Annotated in this window: 14 protein-coding genes, 2 pseudogenes and 2 riboswitches; of the genes and pseudogenes, 12 read left to right on the top strand and 4 right to left on the bottom strand. The window is 30.2% G+C overall.

Features of this window, described 5'->3' with window-relative positions; genetic code table 11:
* The first annotated feature begins 70 nt into the window (after positions 1-70).
* The 9 genes and pseudogenes from ACWJKP_RS18555 to ACWJKP_RS18515 all read left to right on the top strand — a co-directional run bounded on the left by ACWJKP_RS18555 (position 71) and on the right by ACWJKP_RS18515 (position 8,507).
* Positions 71-775, top strand: coding sequence for a response regulator transcription factor (locus ACWJKP_RS18555; protein ID WP_462961345.1), 705 nt, complete (start codon positions 71-73; stop codon positions 773-775).
* Positions 756-1,853: a sensor histidine kinase gene (locus ACWJKP_RS18550; RefSeq protein WP_165413565.1), complete on the top strand. Its 1,098-nt coding sequence runs from the start codon at positions 756-758 to the stop codon at positions 1,851-1,853. Before ACWJKP_RS18555 ends, ACWJKP_RS18550 begins: the two co-directional genes overlap by 20 nt.
* A 447-nt stretch (positions 1,854-2,300) precedes the next feature.
* Positions 2,301-3,194 carry a metallophosphoesterase gene (locus ACWJKP_RS18545; RefSeq protein WP_462961344.1) on the top strand — a complete coding sequence of 298 codons (894 nt, stop codon included), beginning with the start codon at positions 2,301-2,303 and terminating at the stop codon, positions 3,192-3,194.
* 88 nt (positions 3,195-3,282) lie between these two features.
* Positions 3,283-4,149 (top strand): annotated as a pseudogene (locus ACWJKP_RS18540) (DUF1002 domain-containing protein).
* Positions 4,150-4,613: 464 nt separating this feature from the next.
* On the top strand, positions 4,614-4,778 hold the full coding sequence (locus ACWJKP_RS18535) for a hypothetical protein (protein ID WP_462961343.1): 165 nt from the start codon (positions 4,614-4,616) through the stop codon (positions 4,776-4,778).
* 2 nt (positions 4,779-4,780) lie between these two features.
* Positions 4,781-5,346, top strand: a pseudogene (locus ACWJKP_RS18530) (zeta toxin family protein).
* 219 nt (positions 5,347-5,565) lie between these two features.
* Entirely contained in the window at positions 5,566-6,537 is a 972-nt protein-coding gene (locus tag ACWJKP_RS18525; protein WP_165413569.1) for a tRNA dihydrouridine synthase, read from the top strand.
* A 479-nt stretch (positions 6,538-7,016) separates the two neighbouring features.
* A complete protein-coding gene (locus ACWJKP_RS18520) occupies positions 7,017-7,892 on the top strand; it encodes an alpha-amylase family glycosyl hydrolase (RefSeq protein ID WP_165413570.1) in 876 nt (291 codons plus the stop codon).
* Between the two features lie 273 nt (positions 7,893-8,165).
* The gene (locus ACWJKP_RS18515; RefSeq protein WP_165413571.1) at positions 8,166-8,507 is read left to right on the top strand and encodes a zinc ribbon domain-containing protein YjdM; all 342 of its coding nucleotides are present in this window, start codon (positions 8,166-8,168) and stop codon (positions 8,505-8,507) included.
* A 125-nt stretch (positions 8,508-8,632) separates the two neighbouring features.
* Here the strand turns inward: ACWJKP_RS18515 and ACWJKP_RS18510 are convergent, their stop codons facing one another.
* From ACWJKP_RS18510 to ACWJKP_RS18495, 4 genes are all read right to left on the bottom strand, one after another.
* Positions 8,633-9,922 carry a homoserine dehydrogenase gene (locus ACWJKP_RS18510; RefSeq protein WP_165413572.1) on the bottom strand — a complete coding sequence of 430 codons (1,290 nt, stop codon included), beginning with the start codon at positions 9,920-9,922 and terminating at the stop codon, positions 8,633-8,635.
* 115 nt (positions 9,923-10,037) lie between these two features.
* Positions 10,038-11,324: an O-acetylhomoserine aminocarboxypropyltransferase/cysteine synthase family protein gene (locus tag ACWJKP_RS18505; RefSeq protein ID WP_165413573.1), complete on the bottom strand. Its 1,287-nt coding sequence runs from the start codon at positions 11,322-11,324 to the stop codon at positions 10,038-10,040.
* Positions 11,325-11,435: 111 nt separating this feature from the next.
* A riboswitch (SAM riboswitch) is annotated at positions 11,436-11,547 on the bottom strand.
* A gap of 133 nt (positions 11,548-11,680) precedes the next feature.
* Positions 11,681-11,791: riboswitch (SAM riboswitch) on the bottom strand.
* 74 nt (positions 11,792-11,865) lie between these two features.
* A complete protein-coding gene (locus tag ACWJKP_RS18500) occupies positions 11,866-12,834 on the bottom strand; it encodes a permease prefix domain 1-containing protein (RefSeq protein ID WP_462961342.1) in 969 nt (322 codons plus the stop codon).
* Position 12,835: 1 nt separating this feature from the next.
* Positions 12,836-13,165: a PadR family transcriptional regulator gene (locus ACWJKP_RS18495; protein WP_165413575.1), complete on the bottom strand. Its 330-nt coding sequence runs from the start codon at positions 13,163-13,165 to the stop codon at positions 12,836-12,838.
* Between the two features lie 203 nt (positions 13,166-13,368).
* Here ACWJKP_RS18495 and ACWJKP_RS18490 point away from each other — a divergent pair, with 203 nt between their 5' ends.
* The 3 genes from ACWJKP_RS18490 (at position 13,369) to ACWJKP_RS18480 (ending at position 16,104) form a co-directional block, all read left to right on the top strand.
* The gene (locus tag ACWJKP_RS18490) at positions 13,369-14,217 is read left to right on the top strand and encodes an undecaprenyl-diphosphate phosphatase (protein WP_165413576.1); all 849 of its coding nucleotides are present in this window, start codon (positions 13,369-13,371) and stop codon (positions 14,215-14,217) included.
* A 63-nt stretch (positions 14,218-14,280) separates the two neighbouring features.
* Positions 14,281-14,847 carry a hypothetical protein gene (locus ACWJKP_RS18485; protein WP_165413577.1) on the top strand — a complete coding sequence of 189 codons (567 nt, stop codon included), beginning with the start codon at positions 14,281-14,283 and terminating at the stop codon, positions 14,845-14,847.
* A 24-nt stretch (positions 14,848-14,871) separates the two neighbouring features.
* Positions 14,872-16,104 carry a WD40/YVTN/BNR-like repeat-containing protein gene (locus ACWJKP_RS18480; protein WP_165413578.1) on the top strand — a complete coding sequence of 411 codons (1,233 nt, stop codon included), beginning with the start codon at positions 14,872-14,874 and terminating at the stop codon, positions 16,102-16,104.
* Positions 16,105-16,171 lie beyond the last annotated feature (67 nt).

Below are 16,171 nucleotides of genomic sequence, written 5' to 3'. Positions count from 1 at the left end.
GAACATCAGTTATTTTGAAATGTGGTATAATTTTATTAAAAACAGATATTTGATGGGAGAAATAAGCGCTATGTTTAATGTACTGATTGTAGATGATGAAGTAGAAATAATTGAACTTATGGAAGTATACTTATTAAATGATGGGTATAAGGTATTTAAAGCTACAAATGGCGTAGATGCACTTAATATAATTAATAAAGGAAAGATTCATCTTGTGATTTTAGATATAATGATGCCAGGAATGGATGGGTTACAGGTTTGCATGAAGATTAGAAAAGAGTACAATATTCCAATTATAATGGTGAGTGCAAAGGGTCAAGACATAGATAAAATACAAGGATTATCTACAGGTGCAGATGACTATATGGTAAAACCATTTAATGCAATGGAACTCATTGCTAGAGTGAAAGCCCAAATAAGAAGATATGTATATCTTAATGAAAATCATAAACCCTTTGATAATGAAGATGTAATTGAAATAAAAGGGATTACTATAAACAAAAGAAATCATAAAGTTAATTTATTTGGTGCAGAGTTAAAATTAACTCCAACAGAATATACGATATTGCTATTATTGGCAAGTAACAGTGGAAAAGTATTTGGTGCTGAGGATATATTTAAAGAGATTTGGAAGGAAAAATATTTTGAAGGAAATAACACTGTTATGGTGCATATATGGAGGTTGAGAGAAAAATTAGAGGATAATCCTAAGGAGCCTAAAATAGTAGAAACAGTGTGGCGAGTTGGATATAAGATTGAAGAGTACGAGTATTAAATACAATATACTCATAAATTTCTTTATAGCTATGTTAATGTCTATAATATCAACATTAGTAGGAGTTTTTTTAGTGATTATATGGCTACATATTTTCTGGCCAAGCCTTTATATGAAATTTACTAATGAGTATAATACAAATAGTTTAGTTATGTTAGGGTTTAGTATAGGAGTTTTTGTAACTTTTATAGTGCTAATGTGTTTAATATTTATAAAAAGAATGAATAAAATTACTGATTATATAGAAGAAATATCACAGAATTTAAATATAGTAACTAATGGAAATATGGATATAAATATACCTGTTAAAACAAAGGATGAGCTAGGAAGATTAGCTTCAGATGTTAATAAAATGGCATATAGTATAAAAGAACTTATGAAAAAAGAAAGACAGTGGGAAAAGCAGAAGAATAACTTGATTACAAATTTATCTCATGATTTAAGGACTCCACTTACATCTGTCCTTGGGTTTTTAGAGTTAATTAAAAAGAGAAGTTATAAAAATGATGATGAGCTGCAGCATTATTGTGAAGTTTCGTTAAGTAAAGCAAAGGAATTAAAGAGCTCAGTAGATCAACTTTTTGAGTTTACAAAGATAAGTAATGGAGATGTAAATTTAAATAAATCTAACATAAATCTACATCAATTAATAGAACAAGTTATCATTGGATTTATACCGTCTTTTGAGAATGTTGGAATGGAATATAAAATATATTCAAAGGATGCAGGTTTAATAATAACTGGAGATGCTATTTTATTAGTTAGAGCCTTTGAAAATATAATATCTAATGCAATTAAGTACGGTAGTAAGGGGAAATATTTAGATATAAATATAGGGAAAGAAAATAATATGGCTGTAGTTAGCTTTGTAAATTATGGAGATATAATAGAAGAAGAGAATTTGAAGAATTTATTCCAAAGGTTATACAGGGTAGAAAAATCTTGTAATAAAAAAGATGGAACTGGACTTGGGCTTGCAATTGTAAAGACAATAGTAGAATTACATAATGGTAATATAGAGGTTGCGAGCTCTAAGGAAAAAACAGAATTTAAAACAAAATTACCACTTGATCAATAGGAACAGAAAATAGTAACTAATACCTTTTTTAACCTAGTTCTTGTTTCACTATATATTATTTTTTTAGAAGAAGTTATGCCTTAAATTTAAAGGATTAAACAATAAAATTAAATGCATAATTTTAATATGGTTAGTCTCTATGTTAGGTTTATCTCCATTAACTTTATTAATAATAAAGTATTGTAATTTAATGATAAATGGATACTACTCAGTTAATCACCTTAGGGGAGCCTTGGACTTTTTCCAAGGCTCTTATTTTTTTTAAAATATTATATGAGGTAACGAACCTAATATAATAACTTCTTCAAGATAGGTTAATATTAATTCCTTGACCGTCGTTTCTAAAGCATCGATATCCTTTTTTACGGGCCTCTAAGTGTTCTTTATGAGTAAATTTTGTAATATATTTAATTATAAAAAGAATTTTGTGGCTTAGAGGGGGAAAAGATGAATACATTAAAGCATTTATCTAAAGTTTTTGAGTCATCGGAGGAAATTATTTTTGACGATTCCTCCAAGATTGTTTTAATGAGTGATTGCCATAGAGGTGATGGAAACTGGTCAGATAATTTTTCAAAGAATCAAAATATTTATTTTGCGGCCTTAACTCATTACTATGACGGACACTATACTTATATAGAGATTGGTGATGGAGATGAACTTTGGGAGAATAAAAGACTTTCTGACATTAAGAGGGTACATAGCGATGTTTTCTGGTTGCTATCTAAATTTTATAATGAAGATAGGCTTAATTTTATTTTTGGAAACCATGATATAGTAAAAAGAAACGATAAATTTGTAAAAAATAATTTATATAAATATTTTGATGAACTCAAGAAAAGGTATATTCCTTTATTCGATAATATTAGGCTCCATGAGGGGATAGTATTGAGGCATAAAGTTACTAATGACAAAATCTTTCTAATACACGGGCATCAAGTGGACTGTCCAAATGATAAAATGTGGAGATTGACCAGATTTTTAGTAAGGTATTTATGGAGACCTCTTAACTTCTTTGGAGTAAATGATCCAACTAGAACAGCACAGAATTATCATAAGAAACAAGTAGTAGAAAAAAAGCTTATTGAATGGGTAATAAAAGAAAAACAGATGATGGTCGCAGGACATACACATAGGCCTATGTTTCCTGAAGTAGGTGATCCTCCATATTTCAATGATGGAAGCTGTGTTCATCCTCGATGCATAACAGCAATGGAAATTGATTTTGGTAATATCAAACTTGTAAAGTGGTATGTTAACACAAAGAAGGACGGAACTTTATTCGTAGACAGCGAAGTACTTGCAGGACCAAGAAAATTAAAGGATTACTTTGATACTTAAATAGTATAAAAATATGACGTGACATTATGGGTCTATAATTTATGTTAAGAAAATATCCATTATCAAGCCCATTTAGATGAAAAATTAGGTGGGGGTTCTAGCCTTAGGTGTAATTTTAACAGCAAGTTTGCTTGCAACACCTATAAAAAATGTATATGCTGATTCATATAAGAGTGTTACTATAGGGTATGATTTGACGAATCAAGAGAAAGAAAACATGCTAAAGTATTTTGATGTAGATAGGAATAGTGCGAGTGTTGTTGAAGTTACAGCTAGTGAGGAGAAGAAATATCTGGGAGATACAGTATCTAGAGCTCAATTAGGTAATAAGGCGATATAATGTTCTTATATTGAGCCAACAAGTACTGGTGGTTTAGTAGTGAATACAAATAATGTAATTTGGGTAAATGCTAGTATGATAAAGAATGCCCTAATTACAGCAGGAGTTGAGAATGCTAATATTAAAGTTTCTGCACCATTCACCGTATCAGGTACGGCAGCTATGACTGGCATATTAAAGGGATTCGAAAATAGTAAAGATGGTAAGAAATTAGATGAAAGTACAAAGAAAACAGCTAATGAAGAGGTCGCAGTTACAGGCAAATTAGGTGAAAAAATTGGACAAGATAAAGCAGCGGGATTAATCAATGAAGTAAAGAGTGAAGTTATAAAAGATAAACCTAAGAATGATGCAGGTATAACAAAAACAGTAAATAATGTAACAAATAATTACAATTACAATCTGTCTAAAGATGATGTAAGTGGTATTGTTGGATTAATGAAAAGTGTAAATAAATTAAACTTGGATTACAGCAAAGTAAAAGGACAGCTTGAGGGTGTAGCTAATACAATGAAAAATACATTAGAGAGTGATAAGGCTAAAAGTTGGTTCTCAAGTGTATGTGATTCTATTGGGGATTTCTTCAAAGGAGTATCAGATAGCTTAAAATCATAAATGAGATGAGTATGGGAGGTACAAGTTAATGGGTGAAATAATATTAAAAAGGTAGACTTGAAAAGTGGTATGGTACTAGGCTATACATATTGAAGTCTATTCTTTAGTTTCATGCCCAACCCCCTACTGAGACACAAGAGTTCACTGGTTATTAGAGATGTCTTCTGTATTTAAGGAAGGCACATTTATATAGTGGATTTAACCTATCATGATTCGGCTCCACCAGTAAACCTTCGACTAATTAATAAATTAGTTGGGGGTTTTCTTATGATTTAATTATATATAGAATCTAGCCTCAGATTTTATTTTAGTAGGAAGACTTTTGTGTTTGTAAAAAATAAGCTAATTATTAAGTTCAAAAAAATAAATTACATATAATTATATGAATAGAATCAAAATAATAAGACAATAGTTTATTAATTTAACATATTGGTATATAATAGTTTGAATTGGAGGTATTAGATATGGAAAATGAAAATAATGAAATATATGATATTTTTTTGAACTTCACTTATAGTCAATTAAAAAGTTTATTTAAGAAGGCAAAGAGTAAAGAAGAGCATGATTTTTATATTATGTTATCTAATATGGTTCTACAAAAGGAACAAGAAAAGGTAATAGGTAAATAATTATGCCAACGTACACAATATTTGCAGGCGCTAATGGTGCTGGTAAAAATCAATTTATAAGTCGATTTACTATAATGAAAATAAAGAAGTAAAAAGAATAAATACCGATGAAATGGTAGCTCATATAGGTTCGTGGAAAGATAACAATCTTCAAATGAAGTCTGCTAGAGAGGCAGTTAAACTGATAAAAAGTTATATTTCAGAAGAAATATCATTTAATCAAGAGACTACGTTATCTGGTAAAAGCATAATCAAAAATATAAAAATGGCAAAAGAAAGAGGATTCTTTGTAGTTATGAATTATATAGGAGTTGAAAATGCTGATGTTGCAAAAGATAGAGTTAAGATAAGAGTTAGTAAAGGCGGGCATGGAATACCTGAGGATACCATTGAAAGAAGGTACCATTCCTCATTAAAGAATTTAAAATATGCCATCGAAATATGTGATGAAATTAATGTATACGATAATACTGAAATGTTTAAAGAAATAATTAATTTTAAGGATGGTAATCTAATTTGGAAAGGTAAAAATATGCCAAGTTGGACAAATAATATATTAAGTAAGTAACTAGTAAAACTTAGTGCGTTTACTAGCTACTTATTTAACGTAATAGGAGTTTTTAAACCTCTTTATAATCAACAGATTTTGCAGACAATGTCTGCAAAATTGTTTGCTATGTTTTGCCTTTGATTACTGGAAAGAAAATATAATTAATTAATATTAAGTAGATAAGAAAAAAGAATGCTGATATAATGTTTTTTAGAATAGTTATAAAGGGGTTATTAAATGCAATATTATTTAGCGCCAATGGAAGGAATTACGGGATACATATATAGAAATTCTTATGAAAAATTTTTTAATAATATTGATAAATACTTTACACCTTTTATTGTTACAAATAAAAGTAGAAGTCTTAAGTCTAAAGAATTAAGAGATGTTTTGCCTGAAAATAATAAAGGGATGAATATAGTTCCCCAAATACTTACTAACGATTCAGAAGGGTTTATTATTACTTCTAGAAAATTACAACAATTAGGTTATAAGGAGGTTAATTTAAATTTAGGATGTCCTGCTGGAACGGTTGTTTCAAAAAATAGAGGCTCGGGATTTCTAGCCAAAAGGGAAGAACTTGATATGTTTTTAGATGAAATATTTAAAATAGATGATATGAAAATTTCTATAAAAACTAGAATAGGAAAAGATAGTCCAGAGGAATTTTATGAGCTAATAAAAATTTACAATAAATATCCTTTAGAAGAATTAATTATCCATCCGAGAATACAAAAAGATTTTTATGGAAATAAACCTAATTTACAGGTATTTAAAGATGCATTATCTTTAAGCACCAATCCAGTATGTTATAATGGGGATATTTTCACTATTGATGATCATAATAAATTAATGAAAGCTTTTCCAGAGGTAAAAGCAGTAATGCTAGGAAGAGGGATACTAGCTAATCCAAGGTTAATAAATGAGATTAAAAATAATACTAATACTAATATAGATAAAAAAGTACTAAAAGATTTTCATGATGAAATTTTAAATAAATATATAGAATTATTTGATGAAGATAGAAATGCAATATTTAGAATGAAAGAACTATGGGGGTATATGATTTACATGTTTTCAGATAATAAAAAATATGCTAAGAAAATAAAGAAGTCACAAAATTTAAGTGATTATAATGAAGCTGTCTTAAGTTTATTTACGGAGCAGGAAATCATAGAAGGGGCTGGATTATTTAATAATCAATATTAAATATGGATGTCTTCTATTAAATAAGTATGATTAAGAAGAGCAAGAGGATATAATAAAATAATTTTATATTATTGGTTGGTATTAAAGGTCAAGCATCGCCTCCATCAGTAAAACCCTCGACTAATTAATTTTAGTCGGGGGTTTTCTTATAGTCCACTATAAATTTTGTATTTAAATTCTTTTCACTGCAAAATGCACTTGGTGTTATACATCAGGTGTATTATATTTTTTTGAAAAATTATTCTATGTATATTTAATGGTAATTAAGTACATCATTATCTATAGGAACTACATTATGTTAAATTTAGTTCCTGTAAAAATTATCTGATTGTAATAGTAATAATTTAATTAATGTTGCAGCTTGAGCAAGATGAATAGTTACGAAGGTGATGATTTAATCTGAAAATGGGTTAAATGGTTGGAAAGTAAATAAATGTTTAAATACATTATAAAATAAATGATTAATGAAAGGACATAATATGAGAGAAATAATATTACACTGTTTTCAATGGAAAATCTCAGATATAACTAAAATTTTAGATAAAGTAAAAGAGTGTGGCTATACATCTATACAGGTTACTCCCGTGCAACCTTGCAAAAAAGGAGATGAATGGTGGACATACTATCAACCGCTATCATTTAAAATAGGTAATAGAAGTGGAACAAAGGAAGATTTAACAGAATTATGTTATAAAGCTAATAAAATAGGAATTAAAATCATCGTTGACGTAGTGTTACGACATTTAGCGGGTGATGAGAGTGGAAAGCTAATACCAAGTCAAACCGTAGATCAAAACTTACGAGATAACCCTAAATTTTGGACTAACGCAAAAAATACAGTAGATTATGGCAATAGAAATGCAATAGTTAACGGTGCTTTTGGATTACCAATGCTCAATTACAATGATGTAGAATTACAAAAAATTTATATAAATTTTTTAAAAGAACTAAAGAATTGCGGAGTGGGTGGGTTCAGAATCGACATGGGTAAGCATTTTGCATTAGAAAGTGAAGGAAGTTACTTTTGGACAAGGGTATTTGGTGAATTTAAAGATATGTTCAACTATGCTGAATGTATCGAATCCAGTAAAGAGCTATTAAACAAGTATACACCTTTTATCAATGTGTTAACTGATGGTGATGCAACCAACCAGAGCAAGATGGTTATTTATGTAATGTCCCATGACACCGAGGAAAGCTGGGGATTTACTAAAAGCATGGATGATAATGTGATAACATCAAAATGGGATTTACTATTAAAAAATCATAAGGAAAGTAATGTATTATTTTATATTAGGGCATATTCAGATTTATGGAAAATGGAAAATATTAAAAATATTAATTTGGCAGGATAAATGACTGCCATATTTATTTTTGAAATTAGACTTGCTTTTAAAAAACTTGTATGTAAAAAATGATTAATAGAAAAAAGGGACTTTAAGGAGAGGGTGGAGGAAGGTTTGTCAATATGAGGAGACTATGATAGTATATAAGCATATAAGGAACTCCCTATATTTTTTTTGTGAATTTTAACTTTGTAATTTCTATTCTTATGAAGTTGTAAAAAGAAAATTGACAATAATTCTTATGTATTAGAGTTAACAATAACGAATGGAGGAAATGAAATTATGGCTGATTTGCCAAATTGCCCAAAATGTAATTCAGAATACACTTACGAAGATAGAAGTATTTTTGTTTGCCCTGAATGTGCTCATGAATGGACTTTAGAATTAGAAACAGAAAGTAGTGAAGAGAAAAGGATTATCAAAGATGCAAATGGAAATGTATTAAACGATGGTGATTCTGTAACAATAATCAAAGACCTTAAAGTAAAAGGAAGTCCATTAGCCATAAAAAAAGGTACAAAAGTAAAAAATATACGTTTGGTTGATGGAGATCATAATATTGATTGCAAAATTGATGGGTTTGGAGCTATGGAATTAAAATCTGAATTTGTTAAAAAGGTATAAATCAAGGTTTAATGTAATAGAACCGAAGTAGTGAACTTCACCCCATTGAATGATTATAACTAAAAAAGTTGTAAAATTCATTTGATGGGGTGTTTTTATATATAAATACTAAAAGGAGAATAAGTTTAATAAAATGATTCCATCCTTATTATACTTTCTATTTTGTTGACGTTTTCTAGTTCTTTTATTTTTTCTAATGAAATTCTTATGTTTTTTTCTGAACTTTTATGTGTAATAAATCCTAGTGGTCCATGATCATCGTGCCTTACATCTCCAGTAACGGACATAATGCTGACATTGTTTTCCCCAAATATTTTCGCTGTATCTCCTAAAACTTCTACTGTATCTTTAACATTAAGTCTAATATAGAATTCTGATTCATTTTCTTCTGATTTTTTCACTTCTTTAAAATCAGTCTTGTCACTTAGGTCTAATAAGTCATAAGGATTTACATTATTTCTTAATATGGATATTATATCACCTACAACTGCACTTCCAGTTGGAAAAGCTCCAGCGCCTTTTCCATATAGCATTAACTCTCCAACTGCATTTCCTTTTATCATAATAGCATTAAATGCATCGGCTACATTTGCCATTGGGTGGCTCGAAGGTATTAGGGTTGGATGTACTCTTAGTTCTAATTTGTTATTTACTTCTTTAGCTATTGCTAAAAGTTTTATTGAATAACCAAGTTTTTTAGCATATTCTATATCTATGTCACTAATACTTCTTATTCCTTCTCTATAAATACAATCATGATCTACCTTAGTTCCAAATGCTAGAGAAGACATTATTGCAAGCTTATATACAGCGTCAAAGCCATCAACATCAGAGGTTGGGTCTGCTTCAGCATAACCCTTTTCTTGCGCCTCCTTTAGTGCTTCATCAAAGCTAATCCCATCCATTGTCATTTTGCTTAATATGTAATTAGTTGTTCCATTTATAATTCCAATTATCTGCTCAATCCTATTGGCTGTAAGGCTCTCATTAATCTCGCGTATTATTGGAATTCCACCAGCCACACTTGCTTCATAATAAAACAATACGTTTTCTTTCTCCGCTGTTTTAAATAACTCTTCGCCCCAGTTCGCGATAACTAATTTATTAGCAGTTACAATATGTTTTTTAGATTTCATTGCGCGTATCATATACTCTTTAGATTTATCGCATCCACCAATAAGTTCAACCACAATTTTTATACTTTCATCATTTATAATATCATCAATGTTATCTGTTAATAGGCCATTAGGTGCTTTGATATCTCTTTTTTTATTTATATCTTTTACAAGTATTTTAGCAACTTCTATTTCATAATTTGAACGTTTCATTATTTCTTTTCTATTTTCGTGAAGTATTTTCCATACACCCGTCCCAACATTTCCAAAACCTAAAATCGCTATTTTTACCTTTTTCATAATAGTTTTCCTTTCTAAACTTTAAAGTTATTCCTCCGTCATCTAAGGTGATGGAGGAATATAGTTAGGAACAAGACCTTATTTTGAAACCAGCTGCCAAAGAATTATTGACTTTTTATTGAACTGATTTTTCTAGAGCTTGCGTCAAATCGTATATAATGTCATCGATACCCTCAACGCCAATTGAAAGTCTTATCAAATCTGAAGTAACTCCAGCAGATTTTTGCTCCTCTGCGTTAAGCTCTGCATGAGTTGTACTTGAGGGGTGAATTATTAGAGATTTTGCATCTGCAACATTTGCAAGCAGCGAAAATAATTCTACATTATTAATGAATTTTTTTCCAGCTTCAAGGCCACCTTTTATTCCAAAAGTGAATATTGATCCTGCTCCTTTTGGTAGGTATTTTTTAGCTAAATCTTTGTATCTGCTCCCTTCAAGTTCAGGATAATTTACCCATGAAACATTTGGATGCTTACTCAAAAATTCAACAACTTTCCTAGCGTTTGTTACATGTCTCTCAACTCTTAACGATAATGATTCCAAACCTTGAAGAAATAAAAATGCACTTTGAGGGCTAAGCGTCGCACCGGTGTTTCTTAAAAGTTGAACTCTAGCTTTTAAAGCAAATGCTGGAGCACCTAAATTAGCATATACTATTCCATTATAGCTTTTATCCGGAGTTGTAAAATCAGGGAATTTACCGCTAGCTGCCCAATCAAATTTACCAGCATCAACTATAATTCCACCAATAGTAGTTCCATGTCCTCCAATGAACTTTGTTGCTGAATGAATAATTACATCTGCACCATACTCAATTGGACGGCAAAGGAAGGGAGTTGCAAAGGTATTGTCAATAATAAGGGGTATTTTATTTTCATGAGCAATATCCGCTACTGCCTCTATATCTAGAACATTTATTTTTGGGTTTCCCATTGTTTCAGCATAAAGTGCTTTTGTTTTATTCGAGATAGCTTTTCTAAAATTTTCAGGATCATCTGGATCAACAAATGTTACGTTAATTCCAAGTTTTCTAAGAGTAACATTAAATAGTTCATAAGTACCACCATATAGAGTGCTTGCAGCTACTATTTCATCGCCTGAATTTGCTACATTAAGTATTGCATAGAATGTTGCAGCTATTCCTGAAGCTGTAGCAAGTCCTGCTACTCCGCCTTCGAGAGCGGCTACTCTTTTTTCAAAAACGTCTGTAGTTGGGTTCATTATTCTTGAATATATATTTCCTTCTTCTTTTAATTGAAATAAATTTGCTGCATGATCTGCATTTTTAAAAACAAAAGATGATGTTTGATAAATTGGGACTGCTCTCGAGCCTGTAGTAGGGTCTGGAACCTGCCCTGCATGTACCTGTAATGTTTCAAAACTTAATTTTCGCTCACTCATATTAATTTCTCCTTTTATAATTATTTTTCAAAAAAAAGCTGCTCTCCTATAAGGAAAGCAGCATGATTAATTTTATTAAACAATAAAATTGTATCATAAAATTTGCTATCGTCCTTATCTTTCAGATTTTACAATCTGATGGAATTGACACCATTGCACTTCTTTTAAAAATGCTGGTTGTCGGGCATCATCGGGCCAGTCCCTCTGCCGCTCTGGATAAGTTATATTTAGTTGTTAGTATTTAGTACATTATTTATTTAGATTTTTGGGGAAGAAAAAAAGCTACTTTCCTATAAGGAAAGTAGCAATAGTTAACTTTAATAAACAATAAAATTGTATCATAAAATTTGCTAACATCCTTATCTTTCAGATTTTACAATCTGCAGGAATTGACACCACTACATTCGAATAAGAATGCTGGTTGTCGGGCTTCATCGGACCAGTTCCTCTGCCACTCTGGATAAGTTGTATTCAGTTATTAGTATTTAGTATATTACTCATAAAAACAATTGTCAATACTTTTTTAAAAGATAAAGTTATTTTAATTATGCCCTTTTATAATACTATATGCTGCACTGAACATACCAAATAAAATGCCAACGATAGGGAATATAATCCAATTAATGTGCCATAGATTAAAAACTAATCCACTGACAAGGAAGATACAGATTGCTAATGGCCATACGATAGCAGCAACTGCACCAATAAGTTTATTATCTTCAGTTTCTTCTTTTGAAAAGTCACCAATCTGTAAAAGAATACTGAAACTCTGCTTAATATTTCCAAAGTATATGAAGATGAAAGCGGCAATAGCAACCATCACAAGTAAAACAACTACTCCGTAGCTTGATGCATTGTCGCCAAAAGCGGATGATACGAAAAGTGCAACTGGGGATATGACACATATGCATACACCCGTTATTATAGATATCATATAAGTTGATGCAAAAGCATTATTTTTTTGATTTATAATTGCTTTTGCATGAAGAGGTAAATCAAAACCGCTTTTTAGATACTTGTATTTTTCTAGCTTCATACCGGAATAAATGAATAAAGCTACAGCAGGTACACACAGTAAGAATAGTGCAATAATGCCAAACATATCGCTGAAATCTTTTGAAATGCCTTTACAGATAATGCCACCATCTATGAGAGTGGTAATTAATATTAATATAGCTGTTGCTATAATACATAAAAAAACACCTATACCCATCAATAAGCCAGATTCTTTTTTTGTAGTCATAAAGTTATCGGCCTCTTCTTGTGTAATGGTTTTAAGTATCGCACCCTTTTTCATATGTTCGATGCCAAGTTCATCAATTAATTCGTCAATATTGCCAAATTCTGAGATTACAATACCAATGGCCTCATTTTCTGATTTTCCATCATTCTTATTCTCGTTATATTTTTCTTCCATATTCCATAATAAATCATTTTTTAATTTCATCGTCTGATTTGTTCTTGGTAGGACTTTAAACATATTATCTAAATAATTTTTTATAGTTTCCATTTTAATCCCTCTCCTTAATAAATTTATTAATAACTTCTTTTGTTAAGCTCCATTCTTCACATTTTTCTTTATAGTAGGTTAAACCTACGGGGGTGATTTTATAATATGTGCGTCTTTTACCAAAGGTTTCGTCTTTATAGAAAGATTCGATATATCCATTCTTCTCAAGACGGTTGAATGCTGAATAGAGTGTGGTCTCTTTCATAACATACTTCTCCTCTGATAATTTCCTGATGTTTTTTGATATTTCATACCCGTAGGATTCGCCATCTTGAAGCATAAAAAGAATAATCGTATCATTATATCCTCGAATTACATCGCTGCTTATCAAATTATATCCTCCTTCGCTTTTACTGCATCTGTAGTACTTTGTCTGTCGTGGTAATTCAAGGATAACACAATTACTACGACAGGTAAAGTGTTTTCTAAAATTTGAATAGATGTAATATTACTGTAAGTTTTGAAGATGGTACCTTATAGATTATTATGATAAACTATATACAGTAATAATTAGATTGGAAGGAATGGTGAGTTATGGACATAATATTTTTATTAAAAGCAATTATAATAGCAATAGTAGAAGGGGTAACTGAATTTATCCCAGTATCGTCTACAGGACATATGATATTGATTGGATGGGCAATTGGGTTTGAGGGAGAGTTTGTAAAGATGTTTGAAGTTGTAATCCAACTTGGAGCAATAATGGCAGTTGTTGTTTTGTATTGGGAGAAGATTAGCGAAAGTATAATAGAATTTTTTAAGTTTATATTTACTAAAGGAAAAGAGGGAAAGAAAGGATTCAGGTTTGGGATAAATGTTATTACGGCATCTATTCCAATGGGAATTGCAGGAGTAGTATTATACGATAAAATAAAACTATTGTTTACACCAGAGGCAGTTATAGTAGGATTCATAGTTGGTGGATTATTGTTACTAATAATCGAGAAGAGAGTTAGAAATAGGGATCATAAAGTAGAAAGTATAGATAGCATAACGCCTATACAATCATTTAAGATCGGTTTATTACAACTGCTTGCAATGTGGCCAGGAATGTCAAGAAGTGCTTCTACAATTATGGGTGGATGGATTGCAGGATTATCAACACCAATAGCAGCAGAATTTTCATTTTTTATAGCGATTCCAGCTATGATAGGGGCAACAGGTAAGGACTTATTTGAATTTGATTATTCTATAATGACACTAACATTATGGATTTCATTAATAGTAGGATTTGTTGTAGCCTTCATAGTATCTTTGATAGTTATGAAAAAATTTGTGGATTATTTAAAAAAGAAACCAATGAAAGTATTTGCAATATATAGAATAGTAGTAGGTATTATACTTGGAATATTAGTATTAACTAAGGTTATTATTTTAGCATAATCATAGAGAATAAATAGCAAGAGGTATTTTTTCTTATATAAATAGTAAAAGGAGAATAAGCATATGGAAAGTAAGCATATGGGAAATAATAAAGTATTAAATATTATAACTTCTATAATGATAGTAGCATCTATAATTATGGCTTTTTTTCTTTATGAAACAGTAAAGGGAAAAAATAAAATTACATATGTATTAAGTGATATGAAGACGGCAGTAAATGATGAAGGTAAAGACCAAACTTTAAAAAATGAAATAAACAAAGTAAAGGTTATAGATATAAACTTTCCTTTTATAAAAACAAGTATTGAGAGTACAGCAACGGATTGTTCAACAATTGGAAGTAGTATATTCCAGAAATATCAGGTAAATACACTTAAGAATAATATTAGTGAAATGGAGTTTGATGGGCTTCAGTATGAAAGTAATAAAATTATTAAAGGTAATCTAAAAGACTTTCTAATTGAAGTTACTTTTAACACAAGATACTTAAAAGATGATGCAAATCTATTAAAGAATTCTATGATAGAAGGTAAAAATAGACCCTTATTTAGAACAAGGTTCCATATAAAGGCTACAGATAAACCATTTACATATGAGCTAGTTGAAATAGGTAAGGATTTAGGAAGATAAGGTGTGCAGGAAGTAGGGAAAGATATGAATAAAAAGAATAAGATATTAATTGGTACATCAATAATTTTAGTTGTATTTTGTATTATAGGTGGATATTATATATATAATATCAAAAGCAATTACAGTAAAAATCATCCGATTATAGAATATAAAGATACTTCAAGACTTCAATATATAGCAGGTCCGATGCTTGAAAAATATCTAGGACAATATAAAATTAATACTAAGAATAAGGTAAATGAAAAGATAAGTTATTATACTTATAAAAGCAGTCAACTTATTGCAGGGGATAGTGGAACTTTTGCAATATCGGCAATATTTGATGTGGAGCCATATGATAAAGGTGACCTTAGCAAGCTAAGTAAATGGGGTTTAATAGATAATGATGGAATGATTCATTGTGATTGGACTTTAATTATAAGTAAGTTTAAAGGTAATAAGTATAAACTTTTAGATGTTTTACAAACCAGCGATGTAAAGAAAAAATTAGGTATATCAAAGAAAAATAGTAATATAATAGAGCCAGTAGTAACAGCGGATAAGTGTAAATATAAAATAGAAAAAGATGATGTGTGTATAACTTATGATGGCGGTGTAAATTGGACTAAAATTCCAATAGCGCTTATGCCGTTAGAGGATAAAGATAAGCAAGATACAAAATCAGATGACTTGAATAAAGGAAGTTATTATATATCCGAAAAGAAAACGGCTTTTATATATGGAACTGGAAGTTTATGTATATCGAGTGACGAAGGGAAAACGTGGAAAGATGTAAATTTACAAAGTGATATTATGGGTATAAGAAGACAATTCATTGGATTTACGGATGAAGGATTTGGATATGCAATTATTGCTGGCGATAGAGCAATGAGTTTTGAAATGATAGATATTTATATTAGTAAAGATGGAGGAGATACTTGGGACTTTAAAGGCCCATTAATGAAAGACGGATCAAGTCTTGCAACTGGAATTTCATTTTCAACGAGCAAAATTGGATTTATAACAACTAAAATTAATAGTATATATATGACTACTAATGGAGGAGAGAGTTGGAATACAATTGAGTTGCCAATGCCAGAGGAACTTAAAGGCATATATGATGATTCAGTAGCACCTGTATTTAAGGGGAGCCATGGTGAGCTTTATGTTGGACAAGGGGATGATGGTGACTATGGAGCAGGCAAAAGCCAGGTATGTAGGTTTATCAGTGAAGACTTTGGTAAGAACTGGAAATATGATGGAGAGGTTATAAAATAAAAAAATGGTTATATATTGATTATGCTAAGAGAATGCTTAAATGTTTAGAATATAAATAAACAGTATT

Source organism: Clostridium sp. CM037 (assembly GCF_055081095.1).
This window is presented reverse-complemented; position numbering and strand designations above follow the sequence as displayed.